The 15,931-nt window shown below is 65.3% G+C and carries 13 protein-coding genes; 2 read left to right on the plus strand and 11 right to left on the minus strand.

From position 1 onward, the window contains the following. Positions 1–202: 202 nt before the first annotated feature. The 7 genes from ACIBG0_RS28470 to ACIBG0_RS28500 form a co-directional block, all read right to left on the minus strand. Complete coding sequence (locus ACIBG0_RS28470; protein WP_397036422.1) at positions 203–1,294, minus strand: alpha/beta hydrolase; 1,092 nt, start codon at positions 1,292–1,294, stop codon at positions 203–205. A 271-nt stretch (positions 1,295–1,565) separates the two neighbouring features. After that, positions 1,566–3,491, minus strand: coding sequence for a flagellar motor control protein ZomB (zomB, locus tag ACIBG0_RS28475; RefSeq protein ID WP_397036626.1), 1,926 nt, complete (start codon positions 3,489–3,491; stop codon positions 1,566–1,568). Positions 3,492–3,498: 7 nt separating this feature from the next. Next, on the minus strand, positions 3,499–4,431 hold the full coding sequence (locus ACIBG0_RS28480) for a decaprenyl-phosphate phosphoribosyltransferase (RefSeq protein ID WP_397036424.1): 933 nt from the start codon (positions 4,429–4,431) through the stop codon (positions 3,499–3,501). A gap of 1 nt (position 4,432) precedes the next feature. Next, the gene (locus tag ACIBG0_RS28485; protein WP_397036628.1) at positions 4,433–4,978 is read right to left on the minus strand and encodes a phosphatase PAP2 family protein; all 546 of its coding nucleotides are present in this window, start codon (positions 4,976–4,978) and stop codon (positions 4,433–4,435) included. 80 nt (positions 4,979–5,058) lie between these two features. Continuing rightward, on the minus strand, positions 5,059–6,990 hold the full coding sequence (locus tag ACIBG0_RS28490) for a glycosyltransferase (RefSeq protein ID WP_397036426.1): 1,932 nt from the start codon (positions 6,988–6,990) through the stop codon (positions 5,059–5,061). Beyond that, a complete protein-coding gene (gene glf, locus ACIBG0_RS28495) occupies positions 6,987–8,219 on the minus strand; it encodes a UDP-galactopyranose mutase (protein WP_397036428.1) in 1,233 nt (410 codons plus the stop codon). Before glf ends, ACIBG0_RS28490 begins: the two co-directional genes overlap by 4 nt. Before the next feature lie 375 nt (positions 8,220–8,594). Continuing rightward, complete coding sequence (locus ACIBG0_RS28500; protein ID WP_397036430.1) at positions 8,595–9,317, minus strand: SDR family NAD(P)-dependent oxidoreductase; 723 nt, start codon at positions 9,315–9,317, stop codon at positions 8,595–8,597. A gap of 104 nt (positions 9,318–9,421) precedes the next feature. Here ACIBG0_RS28500 and ACIBG0_RS28505 point away from each other — a divergent pair, with 104 nt between their 5' ends. Continuing rightward, entirely contained in the window at positions 9,422–10,048 is a 627-nt protein-coding gene (locus ACIBG0_RS28505; RefSeq protein ID WP_397036432.1) for a TetR/AcrR family transcriptional regulator, read from the plus strand. Positions 10,049–10,191: 143 nt separating this feature from the next. Here the strand turns inward: ACIBG0_RS28505 and ACIBG0_RS28510 are convergent, their stop codons facing one another. The 3 genes from ACIBG0_RS28510 to ACIBG0_RS28520 all read right to left on the minus strand — a co-directional run bounded on the left by ACIBG0_RS28510 (position 10,192) and on the right by ACIBG0_RS28520 (position 12,702). Continuing rightward, positions 10,192–10,731 carry a hypothetical protein gene (locus tag ACIBG0_RS28510; RefSeq protein WP_397036433.1) on the minus strand — a complete coding sequence of 180 codons (540 nt, stop codon included), beginning with the start codon at positions 10,729–10,731 and terminating at the stop codon, positions 10,192–10,194. Positions 10,732–10,944: 213 nt separating this feature from the next. Continuing rightward, positions 10,945–11,706, minus strand: coding sequence for a MerR family transcriptional regulator (locus tag ACIBG0_RS28515; RefSeq protein WP_397036434.1), 762 nt, complete (start codon positions 11,704–11,706; stop codon positions 10,945–10,947). 69 nt (positions 11,707–11,775) lie between these two features. Further along, the gene (locus ACIBG0_RS28520) at positions 11,776–12,702 is read right to left on the minus strand and encodes an EamA family transporter (protein ID WP_397036436.1); all 927 of its coding nucleotides are present in this window, start codon (positions 12,700–12,702) and stop codon (positions 11,776–11,778) included. A gap of 101 nt (positions 12,703–12,803) precedes the next feature. Here ACIBG0_RS28520 and ACIBG0_RS28525 point away from each other — a divergent pair, with 101 nt between their 5' ends. After that, positions 12,804–13,310 (plus strand): MarR family winged helix-turn-helix transcriptional regulator, encoded by a 507-nt coding sequence (locus ACIBG0_RS28525; RefSeq protein ID WP_397036438.1) that lies wholly within the window; start codon positions 12,804–12,806, stop codon positions 13,308–13,310. Positions 13,311–13,876: 566 nt separating this feature from the next. Here the strand turns inward: ACIBG0_RS28525 and ACIBG0_RS28530 are convergent. Next, a complete protein-coding gene (locus tag ACIBG0_RS28530) occupies positions 13,877–15,880 on the minus strand; it encodes a SpoIID/LytB domain-containing protein (RefSeq protein ID WP_397036439.1) in 2,004 nt (667 codons plus the stop codon). Between the last annotated feature and the right edge of the window lie 51 nt (positions 15,881–15,931).

The following is a 15,931-nucleotide window of genomic DNA, read 5'->3' on the forward strand; positions in this document are numbered from 1 at the left end:
GACGTTCGCGGCCCGTCTCGCGTCCGAGCCGTCGAAGCGCATGCGACCGCGGCGCGCGGGTGCGCGGCGCCTGCGCGCCCCGTCCCGGGCCCGCGCGGTCTCCGCGCTTGCGACGAAGTCGCGAGTCTCGACGGCTCGGACGCGAGACACCAGGGGGCCGCGAACACGCCGCGCCGCGGGCGCGGCAAATTAAACAGAGCTATTACCCGATGTTGGCGGAGAGGTCCGGGATCATGCGGTAGACCTCGGACTCCCAGTTGTGCCAGTTGTGGATGCCGACTGACGGGAAGCTGTAGGTGACATTCTGCGCACCCAGCGTCGCCATCCGAACCTGGAAGGCCCGGGTATTGACCAGTGCGAGCGCCTCCAGCGGCGTGCCCTGGATGACGTCGAGCGGCGAGCTCGCGTCGGCCGGACCGGGCAGTGCGCTACCGGCAGCCACCCAGAGCCTGGTGCCGTTCTGGATCAGTCGCGGCGCGAAGACGAACGGGTCCATACGCAGCCACTGCGGGCCCCACGGCGGCGCCATCGCGTCGATGTTGTAACCGCCAGCGCTGATCATCGCGACGCGCAGCGCCTCGCGCATACCCGGTGCCGAGATGTTCAGGTAACCGGAGTACGAACCGGCATAGACGAACTGGTCCGGGTGGTAGGCCGAGAGGGTCAGTGCGGCGCTGCCGCCCATAGACAGGCCGAAGACGCCGTTGCGGGTCGGGCTGAAGCCGAGACGATCACGCAGGGCATTGCGCAGATCGGTGGTCAGGAAGGTCTCCCACTTGTAGGTGTTCGACTTGCCGAGGGTCTCGTTCCAACCCGAGGAGCCGGTCATCGCGGACCCGGAGGACGAGCCGTTGGCCGAACCCGACGACCCGGTACTCAGGCCGAGGAAGTTACCCGGCGCGTTCCAGTCCGCGTAGAAGCTCGAAGGGCCGCCGACCGGCATGACCACGTTGATATTCCACTTGGTCAGCTCACGGGCGACCTCGGTCTCGATCTCCCAGCCGCTCAGGTCACCGCGGGCCCGCATACCGTCGAGCGCGTAGACCACGCGGCCGGTATTGCCGTCCGCGGCGCGGAAGATCCGCGATTTGATCGGGCCCATGCTGGAATCGACCCAGAAATCGAAGCCGTCCGGGTTGAACGCAGCCGACGCGGAACCCGCCGGACCTGCTACTGACACCCCGAGCGGCAGCAAGATAGCCAGCGACATCAGCACCGACCGCTTGAGCCACGAACCGGCTCTACGGGTTTTCAGACGTCCATTTTGCGTCCTTCGCCCGATCACGCCTCGCATCTGTTTTTCGGCCTTTCGTTATGCGGTCGTACTTCGACCGCGTCTCTACGTTGACCACTGGATGGGCCATGTCGAAATCGGACGCCCCAACGGGCGTTCCCACGTACCATATCGCTTCATCGATACGGTGGCGTTATCAAAAAGAGATAAAGCGATATGCGCCACGTTTAGCCGACCCTTTCGGGCGACCTACAAGCAATCGCTAGCGACACTGCTCAGGGAAAAAACTGAGGCCTAGAGAGATCCATGGGCCGAGTGTGACAGAAGTTCCTTATCTTTGCGGTTGCGGGTACGGATCCACCAGCCCGCACCGCTCGATCTCATACTTCGGCACGCGATCGATTCGGTATTTCGCGAAATGCAGCGCGTGGATCAGGTTGTGCTTGAAGCGACCCCAGGTGAGCGGATCACGGTAGGAGATATTCAGCGCAACGGTGTCCGGGCAGCTCATGGCGGTACGCGCCTGGGCGACCCACTTCTCGTCCATGTACCAGGGCATCCACGGGTGCCGGTCCACCATGCCGGTATCCACCACGACCCAGTCCGGATACAGGCTCTTGTCGTGGCCGATCCGGCCGTCGGTGAGCCGGTCGGTGTGCGCCGCCAGCGGATAGGCCAGGCCCATCTGGTCGATGACGCGCACGTCCAGCGGGACGTTCATGCTGGTCATGCCGAGGTTGAGGAAGTAAACCGTGTGGCCGGCGCCACCGTCGGGAATCGGCTGCGGCGGTGGTGCGACGTACCAGAACATGAACGACGGCGAGTTCAGTAGCAGACCGCCGTTGGGGGTTTCGGCGATGTTGTTCACCATGGCCCGCACGCGTGGGTAGTCCAGGTAGTCCTCGGCCAGGATCGGATGGTCGTGACCAGTATTGAGGACGTAGTAGACACGCTCATCGACGATGCCTGAGGAACTGATCTTGGTGCCGGACTTGATGGCAGTGGTGTTGGCCGCGAACAGCGCCCAGCCCGCGGTGCCGAGCAGCGCGAGCGCGATCACCGCGAAGGACCAATCCTTACCTGTCACCGCGCGCAGGCCGCCCTCGGGCAATCGGATCGGAACCACGGCGACCGGCAGCAGCAGGCAGAACAGCTGCGGTAGCAGCATCCGGCCGTGCATGAAGTCACCGCCCACGCGCAGGGCGTAGATCGTGAGGACGAACCCGCTGCCGAGCACGAGAGCAACCACCGCGCTCGGCGAATGCAGCCATTCGCGGACCCGGCGCACGGTCCAGCCGCGCTCGTCGGTTTGCTCGACCGCCCGCATCGAGCGGCCAGCGACCACGCCGAGGACGAGCAGCACCAGCAGCGGCACCCACAGGTAGTACGGACCGACCAGATCCCACAGGTATTTGAAGCCCTGGCCCCACTTGGCACCGCCCGCGTCCTTGGCGACCGCGGTATTCGGATAGGGCAGGCCGTAGTAGCCCATCCGCCAGACCTGATAGCACATCGGCACCAGTCCGGCGGCGGCAACGATCAAGCCGCGCAACAGGATCGGATGCAGCCGGGATTGCGGCATCGGGGCCAGGAAGATCATCAGCAGCGACAACGCGCCGACCAGCGTCATCTCCGGACGGATCAGCGGTGCGAGTCCGGCGAGGAACACCAGCCCGAACAGTGCGGGCAGCTTCACCCGCTCGGTCTGGCTCCAGCGCACCAACTGCCACCACAGCAGGCCAAGCCAGCAGATGACCAGACCGCTCTCCAGACCGGAGGTGGCGTAGTCACGGGCGGGCGGCAGGGCGATGTAGACGAATACGCCCGCGGGCAGCAACAGCGCCGTTTTCGTGCCGCCCCACAGCCGCGCGGCGCCGAGCATGGCGAACACGATCGCCGACATCGACACCGTCAGCGCGACGCCGAGGACGACGTACTCCAGCCTGGCCTTGGTGAGCCAGCTGAAGAACCACACCAGATAGGTCCATGCGGTACTGGTGTTGGTCTCGACGCGCTCGCCCTCGTTGAAGACCGGCCCGTTGCCCGCCAATAGATTCCGCACCGTGCGCAGCACGATGAGGCCGTCGTCGGCGATCCAGCGTCGCTGCCAGGCACCGATCGAGAATAGGACGACAGTGAGTGCGATCCCACCGACGAAGGTGGCTCGGGATAGCCTGGCGAACCGCAAGGCCGAACGAGCCGGCCCTTCGGCCGGCTCCTTCGTTACTTGTTCTGTTCGCTCCACTCCCTCTACCAACAGTTCGTCAGGTGAGATAGACAGCGACACCTACCGCTCCGATCCAGGCGATTGCGAGGAACTGGAGGATGCGATCCCCCAGCGCGATCTCTTCGGGTTCACCGGCCTCGCCGCCATCGACGTCGACCGCGTAACGCAGGATTGCGATGGTAAACGGAATCATCGAGATTGCGAACCAGTTGGTGTGCTTCAGATTGTCCTGTTGGAACGCCCACAGGCCGTAGAACACCACTACCGCGGTCGCGGCGAGAGTCCAGATGAAGCGCAGATACGTCGGTGTGTAGTACTCGAGCGACTTGCGGATCTTGGCGCCGGTACTCAGCGCGATCTGCAGTTCCGCGTAGCGCTTGCCCGCGGCCATGAACAGCGAGCCGAATGCCATGATCAGCAGGAACCATTGCGACAGCTCGATATTCGCGGCCGCACCACCGGCAACCGCGCGCAGCAGGAAGCCCGAGGACACGATGCAGATGTCCAGCACTGCCTGGTGCTTGAGACCGAAGCAGTAGGCCAGCTGGATGCCGATGTAGACGGTCATCACCACGGCCAGATGCCAGGAGGCCAGGAACGATCCGGCGATCGAGCCGAGCAGCAGCACCATCGAGAGCAGGTAGGCCAGGTTGACCGGGACGATGCCCGCGGCGATCGGGCGATACCGCTTGGTCGGGTGCGCGCGGTCGGCCTCGACGTCGAGTGCGTCGTTGACCAGGTAGATGCCCGAGGCCGCCATGCAGAAGACCACGAAAGCGAGCCCAACGTGTCCGAGCACGGTCACGTCGGTGGCCGTATCGGGACCAGCGGCCAGCGGCGCGGCGAGCACCAGCACGTTCTTGACCCACTGACGCGGGCGGACCGCCTTGAACAGCCCGCCGGCCAGCGTCTTGGGTGGGCCCTTGACTACTGCTTCGGCTAGGTCCGTGCTGGTCGGCTCTTCACTCATGTCAACCAAGGTCTTTTCTTGTGCGGTCACTATCGAGTCTCTTTTCGGCGGCAAGCACAACAGCGGCGGACGCGGCGCCGAGCGCGGAACCGGCGAGCACGTCGGAGGGATAGTGCACCCCGAGCACAACCCGGGAGAGCAACATCGGTGGGACGAGCACCGCAGGCAAGGGTAGCCCGGTCAGTCTGCCGAGCAACACCGCAGCCGCCGTGGTCGAGGTCGCGTGCGAGGACGGGAAGCTCAGCTTGCTCGGCGTCGAGACGTTGACCTGCACCGATGGATCATTCGGGCGCGGGCGCCGGACGATGCGCTTGATGACGATCGACGCCGCGTGCGCACCGACCGCGCCGACCGCGACCCCGGCCCACTGCCGACGCCGTGGTTTGTCGACGAGCCAGCCCACCGCCGCGATGCCGATCCAGCCGAGTGCGTGCTCACCGAAATGCGACATGCCACGCGCTGCCTTGATCACTTCCGGCTTTGTGCCGATGGCAGCCTGCACCGCATTGATGATCTTGACCTCGGGCGGCTGTGGCGCCGACTGCACCGCGGATACCGGGCCGCCGTGACCGTTCGCACTCGGGCGTACCGCGGTGTTGTCATCCGCGGCGGTGGCTTCCAGACTCACTACTGCTCATCCTTCGTATCGATGCCGAAGACGTTCTCCCAGGCCGCCGTGCTGGTCAGCGTCGGGTGGGCGGCGCGATAGCGCTGCTGCATCTCCGGGAAGCGGGCCGCCAACTCCTTGCGCAGCCGCATGGCCTCCTTGAACAGGCCCAGGGCCTGGCGCGGATCGCGCTTACGGTAGACCACGCCGCGGCCGTCCGCAGTGGTCACGGTGACGCCGTCGACCTGAGAGAGCAGGAACCAACGGGCATCCAGCGTCGGCACATTCAGCTGCGGACGCTCATGGTGTTCGGCATGTGCCGGGCGGAAGTTATGCACGACCCCCTTGGCAAGGCGGACCACTTTGGCGATCGGATTCGCCGGTTCACCGACCGCGCCGACGCCGATGTGGCTGGCCAGCGGCAGTTCGGTGGACGAAGGCAGGATGACCGCATCCGGATACTGCTTGCGCATTTCGTGCACCGCTCCGAGCGCGCTCGGCAGCAACTGGAACAGGCGCTCCGGCCCGGCGAGGAAGTCCTTGATCGCCAGGTTCTGGATGGCGACCGTCGAATATTCCAGGCAGAGCAGGTGTTTGAGGGTCGCCTTGACGGTGTTGACGACCATGCCGCGACCGTTGCCCGGCATGTGCAGCGACGCGACAACAAGTCGGTTGCGCAGGTGGAAATACGCCTGCCAGTCGATCGCGTCGTCCTTATCGCTCCAGGCCATATGCCAGACGGCGGCGCCGGGCAGGGTAACGGTGGAGTAGCCGTGATCGCGGGCACGCAGACCGTATTCGACATCGTCCCACTTCAGGAACAGCGGCAGCGGCTGACCGATCTCCTCGGCGACCTGACGCGGGATCACGCAGGTCCACCAGCCGTTGAAGTCGACGTCGATGCGCCGGTGCAGCAGCTTGGAGTTGTCGCGGTCCTTGAGCGGATACTTCGAGAAGTCGTGGTCGTATTCGACATTCGGCGCGGAAGTCCACATGAAGATGCCGCGGTCGACGACCTCACCCATGCTGTGCAGGTGTGAGCGCTCCTGCAGGTTGAGCATCTGGCCGCCGACGAGCATGGGCGATTCGGCGAAGCGGGCGAAGGCCAGCGCGCGCAGGATCGAATCGGGTTCGATCTCGATATCGTCGTCCATGTAGACGATGTACTGGGCGTCGGTGGTCTTCAGCGCCTCGTACATGACCCGGCTGTAGCCGCCCGAACCGCCCAGATTGGGCTGATCGCGAATGGCGAGCCGATCGCCGAGCACCGCGGCGGCCTCGGCGAAACCGGGCTCGTCGACCACCTTGCGGTTGCCCTGATCGGCGACGATGACCGCGGCGATCTTCTCCAGCACCAGCGGGTCCGAACCCAGCGCGCCAAGGGTTTTCACCAGATCGATCGGCCGGTTGAAGGTCGGCATGCCGACCGCGATGGTGCCATCGCCGGGCGCCTCGATCGGCGCATACCAACCACCCGCGAGCAGCGTGACGGCGGTGTCGGTGGTGATGTCGAACCAGATCCAGCCGCCGTCCTCGAACGGGCCGAGATCGGTTTCGAATTCGACATGCACCGATTCCGTACCGGGCGCGACCGCGAATTCCTTGCCCTTAACGTGGATTCGCGAGCCGTCCGCCTTCGAACGGTAGACGTCCACGCGACCGTGCCCGGCGAGTTCGAGCCGCAGCACCACCGACTTCAGAATGCTCCAGCGACGCCAGTAGCTGGCGGGCAGCGCATTGAAGTAGGTGCAGAACGACACCTCGGACTCCGCGCCCACCGACAGCGAGGTGCGGGTGGTGGCGTGCGCACGCCGGGCGTTGGTCGGCGACTCCTCCAGGTAGAGGGTGCGCACATCCAGCGGTTCACCCGGCCGAGGCAGGATGATGCGCTGCAGCAGCGACTTCGCGCGGGTTTCGGTGGTCATGTCTTCCAACATCGATTGGGAGGTCATTCGTTGCTTTCATCCGAAAGAGGCTCGCCCGACTCCAGATGCGGCCGGAGGACATTGTCGAACATGCTGAGCGCGCTGCCGATCGCCATATGCATATCCAGGTACTGGTAGGTGCCGAGGCGACCACCGAAAAGCACCTTCGCCGTCGCGGTTTCCCGCTTCGCCAGCGCGCGGTACGCGGTGAGCTTGGCGCGGTCCTCTGGTGTATTGATCGGATAGTACGGCTCGTCACCGGTCTGGGCGAAGCGGGAGTATTCGCGCATGATCACGGTCTTGTCGTTCGGGTAGCTCTCGCGCTCCGGGTGGAAGTGCCGCGGTTCGATGATGCGGGTGTATGGCACATCCGAATCGTTGTAGTTCATTACCGAGGTGCCCTGGAAGTCACCGGTTTCGAGCACTTCGGTCTCGAAATCGATGGTGCGCCAGCCGAGTTCGCCCTCGCTGTAGTCGAAGTAGCGGTCCACCGGCCCGGTGTAGACGACCGGGGCGTCCGGGTTCTCGGCGCGGATCTGCTCGCGCACGTCGAACCAGTCGGTGTTCAGCCGGACCTCGATGAGTTCCGAGGCGGCCATATTCTCCAGCCACTTCGTGTAGCCCTCTTTGGGCAGACCCTCATAGGTGTCGTTGAAGTAGCGGTTGTCGAAGGTGTAGCGCACCGGCAGACGGGTGATATTGCCCGCGGGCAGTTCCTTCGGATCGGTCTGCCACTGTTTGGCGGTGTAATCGCGGACGAACGCCTCGTAGAGCGGACGGCCGATCAGCGAGATCGCCTTCTCCTCGAGGTTCTGCGCGTCCTTGGTCTCGACCTCCGAGGCTTGTTCGGCAATCAGCTTGCGCGCCTCTTCGGGGGTGAAGTAGCGGCCGAAGAACTGGGAGATCAGACCCAGGCCCATCGGGAACTGATAGGCCTGGCCCTTGTGCATCGCGAAGACCCGGTGCTGGTAGCCGGTGAACTCGGTGAACTGGGTCACGTAGTCCCACACCCGCTTGTTCGAGGTGTGGAACAGGTGCGCCCCGTACTTGTGCACCTCGATCCCGGTCTGCGGCTCCGGCTCCGAATAGGCGTTGCCGCCGAGGTGGTAGCGACGATCGATCACCAACACCTGTTTGCCGAGTAGATTGGCGGCGCGCTCGGCGACGGTCAGCCCGAAGAATCCGGAGCCGACGACGATCAAATCGAACTGTGAGGCGGAGTTTGCGGAGTTACCCGGGGACGATGCGACGGTCACGGGTGCCCAGCGTATCGGAAGTCCGCGCGCGAGCCGGGTGGAGTCGCGCCCTGCGCGCACTCCGCATCGAATGCCACCGAAATTTCTCCTGGAGTTCGCCGAACCGTACTCACCTCAGCAACACACTGGCTATCAGTCGCCCCTTGACCTGATCGGTTGTCCAACATCCTCCACCGGCATCGCCCCCCGATGCACTACGGGTACCGGGCACTCGGCGCTGCGGCCCGGCACCCGAGGCAAGGATGCCCGGCTGCGGAACCCGTGCCCGGTTCACACGATCAGGTTCGGGGTGATCCCTACACGTGATCAGCGCCCCTATTTCAGCCTCGAATAGTGAGTCGTACCGCAGGGCGATCCGGCGGCCACCCCGAAGAACTACTCGGGAAAGCCGATATCCGACTCGACGGCGTCGCGGTCGGTGTACATGCGCCAATAGTGATCGCCCAGTTCGTCATTGGTCATGCGAACGATCTCGAGTCCGGCCGGGAACAGTTCCGGCTGCTCGTCGACCAAGCGCTCGGCCTCGCTGTTACCGATCAGCGCGCCGATATTGAGCAGACCGACATAGACGCCGGTGTCTTGCAGTTCGACCGCGAGTTGACGAATGTAGCCGCGCTGCGCGCCGAGTGCGACGCCGAAATTGGACAGGTATGGGGCCGGATACCTGTCGGAGTATCCGGACGAGAACAGCAGTGCCCCTTCGCCGCGCTCGATCATCGCGGGCGCGAGCGCGCGGGTCATCCAGATCGGCGAGTAAACCTTCAATTCCAGCGGGATTCGCAGATTGGCGGCATCGACGTCGAGGGTCGTCGGAATGCGATCGACCGCATCGCCTGCTGCGCCGTGCATCGCGACGTCGATCTGCCCGAATTTGTCGGTGATGTCATCGACCACGCTGTACAGCTGCTTTTCCTCGGTGAGATCTGCCGGGAAGGCCGCGGCCTCGATGCCTTCGGCAGCCAGTTCCGCGACATGTCCGCGGGCCTTATCCGGATTCCGTCCGATGACTGCTACACGGAACCCTTCTCGACCGAATCGCCGTCCGGTCCCCATGCCGAGCCCTGGTCCGAAGCCGAATATCGCGATCGTCTTGGTCATACTTCCTCGCTAAGTTGAGCAGTAGTTCAAGTTAATGTCGACGCTAGCATTAAGTTGAACTCATGCTCAAGATAAACTCGGCACCGGATTTGTAGGATCGGCGAGTGCCCGTGGACAAGCCGTTACGCAGCGACGCCCAACGCAATCGCGACGCGCTCGTCAACGCCGCCCGCGAAGTCTTCGAGGAACGCGGTCTGGACGCACCGCTCAAGGAGATCGCCGCGCGCGCCGGCGTGGCGATCGGCACGCTCTACAACCGCTTCCCGACCCGCGACGACCTCATCGCCGCCGCCGTCGAGGACCGCATCGAGGCGGGCGGGCGCATTGCCCGGGAGGCGATCGAAATCCAGGACCCATGGGACGCTTTCGTCTACCTGGTCGAGAAGGTGTGCGAACTCCAGGCCGCCGACCGCCTGCTCAGCGACCTCGCCCTACGCGGCGCCCCCAGTCCCGCGATCGCGCGCGCCCAGGAATACGGCCACGGCCTGATGCGTCAAATCATCACCCGCGCACAGGAATCCGGCGCCCTTCGCCCCGACTGGGTGTTGGAAGACATCGCCTTCATCACTTGGTCGCACACCCGGATAATCGAGGCAACTGCCAAAATCGCGCCCGACGCGTGGCGCCGCCACCTTGCCTTGGTCCTGGACGGCCTCCGAGCCACGGCCGCCCACCCCCTCCCCGTGCCCCCGATCACCGAAGATCAACTCATGCAGGCGCTGAAGGGTTAGCACCGGCGCGCATCCGAGGGCGCTCATGGCGCTTGGACACCTGCTCAAACCGCGCGCTGATTCGCGCAATCCGCTCGGTGCATGTAGCAACCTGCGATGTCGCCAACCGGTATCCGCGGACGTCCTTATGAAGGCCGTGGCGGTCAGTACGTCGAGGCCCGCCGGACCGGGCGGACGGCAGTCCAGCGGGCGGTGGACCGGTTGGCTGCCAAAAGGAGGATCAGGAGCGGTTGGGCGAGATCTATGGCGGTGCGGAGCAGATTTTCCTGGATCAGGGCGGTCAGCTGGCCGACCAGGCCGAAGAAGGGCACCACCCAGAGCGGGTGGTCGGCGGTGGACCACCAGAAGATGCCGAGGCCGAATTCGTAATCGGTGAGCGAAACGCCAAGTCCGACAATGCCGATCGCGAGCGACACACCGGATGCGACGATCAGGGTGTAGCGCCCGGTCTCGTCCTGACGCCAGAGCTGGACACCGCCGAAGATCATGACAGCGACCATCAGCGTTGCCCCGAGCGAGGTGAAGATGACGAGCGAATTGTCGAACCGGCTTCGATCGTGGATGAAGTCGACGACGAGCGATATGCCCCCGATCAGGGTCCCCAACCCATACAGCACCGCGAGCGTCGCGCCGATCTGTGCGACCACCCCGCTCGGCGGCCGATTCCCACTCCGGTAAAGCATCGTCGACGCTCCTCTAGTTTGTGGACGATCCGATCCTACGGCCGTCGCGCCGGACGCGGTGTTGTCGATTCGGCCGCGATCCGCCGATCGGTCGGCGGCGAGGTGCGCGCCAGAAGCGCCCGCGCGAAGGCGGACAAGATCACCGCGTGCCCGCACGAACTATCGCGTGCGGGCACTCCGCTATCCGGTGCGCGGGCTACGAGAACCCTCGAACTATCGCAGGTTGGCCTCGGCGTACGCCTTCATCGCGTCACGCACGAATTCGGTTGTGCCGTCACCGTGTACGTCGTAGTTGGCCGCGAAACGCGGGTCGGCGACGTACATTTCGCCGAGTCCGGTGAAGTACTCGTAGGACGGGCGACGCTGGGAACCGATCCCGATCCAGTCGTAGTGCCGCGCGACGATGGCCTGGACCTCGTCGCTGTCGGGTGCGAGTCCAGTGGCGTGCGCTCGGCCGTAGTCGGCGGCGATATCCAGGTGGGTCTGCAAGTACGCCTGCTTATCCGCCGCGCTGAGCGAGCGCCACCAACGGTCGCCGTTTTCGTAGGCGTCCTTACCCCAGCGTTCGATCACCTCATCCTTGTACCGAGTGTGGTCGAAACCGTCGAAAACCTCTGCTGCCATGAGTTGTTCACCTCGTTCCGTCTTGTGCAGCGTGGTGGTCACCGACTCGATCCGGCGCCGGATCCGATCCTGTTCCTGCCGAAGCAGTTCCAGGTGCGCGCGCAGGGCGGCTGCGGTGTCCTGTTCGCCCGCGAGAACTTCGGCGATGACCGGAAGGCCGAGGCCGAGTTCGCGCAGCAGCAGGATGCGTTGCAGCCGCACCAGGGAGTCCTGGTCGTAGTAGCGGTAACCGTTGGCTCCGATCCGACTCGGCGGCAGCAGCCCGAGCTGCCCGTAGTGGCGCAGCGTTCGGCTGGTGGTACCGGCCGCCTTGGCCAGATCCTGGATGGACCACTCGGTGCCCGTTCGCATGACCTGTTCTCCCTTCTTTCTCGTCGGTACAACCAGCTTGCAAGTTGACGTAGCGTCAATGTCAACCCTTTAACGTGCTCCTACAGGCACGCGAGGCATGACCACGGCGGGGGCGATCCGCGGCTTGGCAACCATCTGGCCCAGCAACGTGCCGCCGAGCGCGATGCCGAGTCCGAGGACCTGCAGCGCGCTCAGCGCCTGCCCGAGCGCGATCCACCCGATCACGGCCGCCGATACCGGGCTGAGTAGTCCGAGGAAGGCGACCGAGGTCGCCGGCACCTTGGCGATGCCGCGGAACCAGAGGAAGTACGCCAGCGCGGTGCCGATGATGCCGAGGTACAGGTAGCCACCGACGGCCCGGCCGTCGAGTGCGGGCGGCGCACCCTCGATCAGGAAGGCGAGCGGTGCGATGAACAGGCCGCCCGCGGTGAGCTGCCAGCCGGTGATCGCGAGCGGTCCGACGCCATTGGGTCGACCCCAGCGCTGGGTGAGCACCGTGCCCATCGCCATGGACGCCGCACCGGCGAGTCCGGCGATGACACCGACCGTATCGAGTTGCGCATTGGCGCGGAGCACAACGAGCGCGACCCCGAAGACACCGATCAGACCCGCGATCACTTTGCGCCCGTTGGGCTTTTCGGCGAGTACGACGGTGGCGAAGGCCAATGCGAACATCGGCGCAACCGCACCGAGCACGCCGGCGACGCCGCCGGGCAGTCGGTAGGCGGCCAGGAACAACAGCGGGAAGAACGCGCCGATATTGAGGACGCCGAGCGCGGCGGCGCGCCCGACCCAGACCCCGCGCGGCAGTACGCGGGTGATGGCGAGCAGCGCGAGTCCGGCGGGCAGTGCGCGCATCAGCGCGGTGAACAGCGGACGGTCCGGCGGGAGGAATTCGGTGGTCACGGCGTATGTGGAGCCCCAAGCAATGGGGGCGAGTGCGGCGAGCGCCAGGGTGCCGGCGGATGAGTCACGCGCGGCGGTGGTTGTTGTCATGTTGGTCGCTCCTCATTGATAATCTCAACGTTGAAATATCTACGCGCTGGCATACTTCGCTGTCAAGTAGATGAATATTGAGATAATCACTATCGAGAGGAATGGCCGTGGCCGATGCGATCGATCTGTTCACCGAGCACTGGCACCGGGAACGACCCGACGTCGACGTGTCACCGATGGCGGTGATCGGACGCATCCAGCGCCTGTCCCGCCTGCTAGAGCAGGAGCTGAAGAAGTTCTTCGCTGGACACGGCCTGGAGTTCTGGGAATTCGACATGCTCGCCACCCTGCGCCGCTCCGGCGGCACCAACGGCCTCACCGCAGGTGCCCTGAACCAGGTCGCGATGCTCACCTCCGGCGCCATCACCAACCGCATCGACCGCCTCACAGCCAAGGGCCTCGTCGAGCGCGCACCTTGCCCGGAAGACCGCAGAGCAATCCGCGTCCAACTCACCGATGCGGGCCGCACCCTGATCGATGAATTGCTGCCCTTGCACATGGAGAACGAGCAGCACCTCCTCGCCGCACTCGATAAGCGGGACCGCGGCCACCTGGCGGACCTACTACGCACGCTCGCCGAATCACTGGGCGATACCGCGTCATCCTGATTCGACATATTCGACCGCGCTTATGACTCTGTCGCGCAACCGGATTCGCCTCGATAGCGACATCGGCGACCGTGCCTGAACCGCAGCCGCCCACGACTTGGGGCAACGGCGCGAGCGTGGAGCCTCAGAGCTCGCATTCAGGCCGAACCCCATCGTGAACACGACACCGACTGCGACGCTCAGGCGGAACCCGCAGCCACTCACCACCGGGGGCAACGGCGCGAGCGTGCGCGAAAGGCTCCGCATTCAGGTCCGCCCAACCAAATCGTCAACACGACACCGACTGCGACGCAGAGGCGGAAACAGCAACCACCGATGATCTAGGGCAACGGCGCGAGCGCGGAGCCCTCAGGGCTCCGCATTCAGCCCCGACAGCCCCAACACTAACAGCGACGCTCGAGCCAAAGCAGCCAACCAAGCTGGGGCAACGGCGCGAGCGGGCGCGAAAGGTTCCGCATTCAGGTCCGCCCAACCAAATCGTCAACACGACACCGACTGCGACACAGAGGCGGAAGGCAGAGCCGCCCATGGATCGGGGCAGCGGTCCGCGAGGGTGCGGAATGCGATTAGAGCTCTTCGCTCAGCTCCGATTCCTCGCTTGTCGGCGCCGCCGGGGCGATTGCGGGAGCGCGTGGGCGTGGTGGCGTCGGCGTTGAGGCGGTGGTCGGGGCGACGGTGGTCACGGACAGGACCGAGACCTCCGGTGCTATGGCGCTGCCAGCCGCTGCGGGAATTCCCGGCGAGACGGCGGTTCTGGGTCCGAGCGCATCTCCGGCCGAAGTTGCGCTCCGGGGCAGGGGATTGCCATCGGATACCGCACTGTCGGACAAGGCGTTGCCGCCAGGCCCGACACTTTCGGGCGCGTCATTCGCACCGCCCGACAACGCGCTGTCGTGAGATATTCGACCATCGGGCAGCATGCTTGCCGGTGCGCCACCGGGCGTTATCGTCCCTCCTGGCTGCATACGCTCCGTCGCGCCATGTGCAACGCCGGGCATGGCGCTCTCGGACGCGTCATTCGGCCCACCAGGCACCACACTCTCGGGGGCACCATTCGCACCGCCCGACAACGCACTGTCGGGGGATATTCCGCTATCGGGCAGCACGCTAGCGGCGCCACCGGGTGGCACCGTCCTTCCGGGCTGCACACTTTCAGTCGAGCCATTTGCACCACCGGGCACGGCACTCTCGGTTGCGCCACTCGCGCCAGGCGGTACCGCACTGCCAGGCAGCACACCTTCGGCCGCGCCATTCGCACCACCGGGCACTGCACTGTCGGGCGCGCCATTTGCGCCGGGCGGTAAGGCGCGCTCGTTGTCGCCCGGCGGCACTGTGCTGGGGGGCTTGCCCGCATGGGTATCCGGCACCAGCTGCATCAGTGTCGTGAAGTCGACGACTCGGGCGCCGAGCGTTGGTGTCGCGATGATGACGCCATTGGTGAAAAGCCGGTAGATTCCGCTGTTTTCGGGTAGCGCCATTTCCGGACCGAGTGGCTGGCCGACCGGACTGCTCGCGCCGCCGATCCGGCGGTATTCGGCATCGATCGGGGATTCGGCGACGAGGGTTTGCTTGCGCGGATCCACGGGTGTGCCTGCGCCGACCACCGGGGTGCCGAGTTCGGCGGGGGTCGGTCCGACATCGAAGGCGTAGATATCAGCGGGTTCGCCACCGTTCGGTGCGGAAGAGTACTCCGAACGCAGAATTCGGCCGTCCCGCAACAGCACTGTGCCCGCGGTCGACGCGATGACGGCGCTCGCGCGCGGATCCTCCTTGGCGGTGCCGGGATACTCCTGGCAGTCGGTGCTGTCGCAGGTCTGCGCGTATGGGTAACGGTGCTCGGCCAGCGCGTACGAACGCGCCGCGATCGCCTGTGCGCGAAGGGCTTCCGTTGCTCCCTTGTCGACCCAGTTGGCTTGAACCTCGGCCGGGACGACGCCGAGTAGATAGTCCTCGACATCGACGCGATTCACCGTGCGCGCCTTACCGTTTTCCATCGCGACACCGAGTGAGCCGCGATATGTCGAACCGTCGCACAGCGTTAGATGTTCGGCGGCGGGACGGTTCGGGCGCGGATTGAGCGGATAGATCCACGGGTCGGCGGTCGCCCGCTGCCACAGCACCGCACCGTCGCAACCCGCCGTGACAACCACATTCGCGCCACCGTCGGGCAGCGCGGTGAGATGGGCGACCTGACCCCGCGGCAGCATTTGGCCCGCGACTCGCAATCCGGCATCGGCATAGGCGTCCAGTGTCGAGTCGTCCTGGGCGAACAGCCGCACCCCGACAGTGGTCGCCGAGATTTTGCCGAGCGTCGCGCCCGGATAGTAGTGATCGAGAATTCGCTCGGCGGCCCAGCCCGCCAGGGCGCTGTCGAACGCGCCGACCTGACTCATCCCGCGCCCGTGGCCCGGGCCCGCCACGGGCCGGAAAAGGGCGTCGCTCGGCCAGACCCAGAACGCGAATACGGTGCCCGCCAGGACGGCCGCACCACCGGTGAGCAGCGCCGATCGGATGGATATCGGAGTTCCCGATATCCGCCGTCGGCCAATTCGGCCGCGCGGCGCACTCATTTTCAGGCGCAATTTTCACTCCCCCGCGTCGTGTCATTCCGGTGCCGCTTG

The sequence above is a fragment of the Nocardia sp. NPDC050630 genome (assembly GCF_044457245.1).
Lineage (GTDB): Bacteria > Actinomycetota > Actinomycetes > Mycobacteriales > Mycobacteriaceae > Nocardia.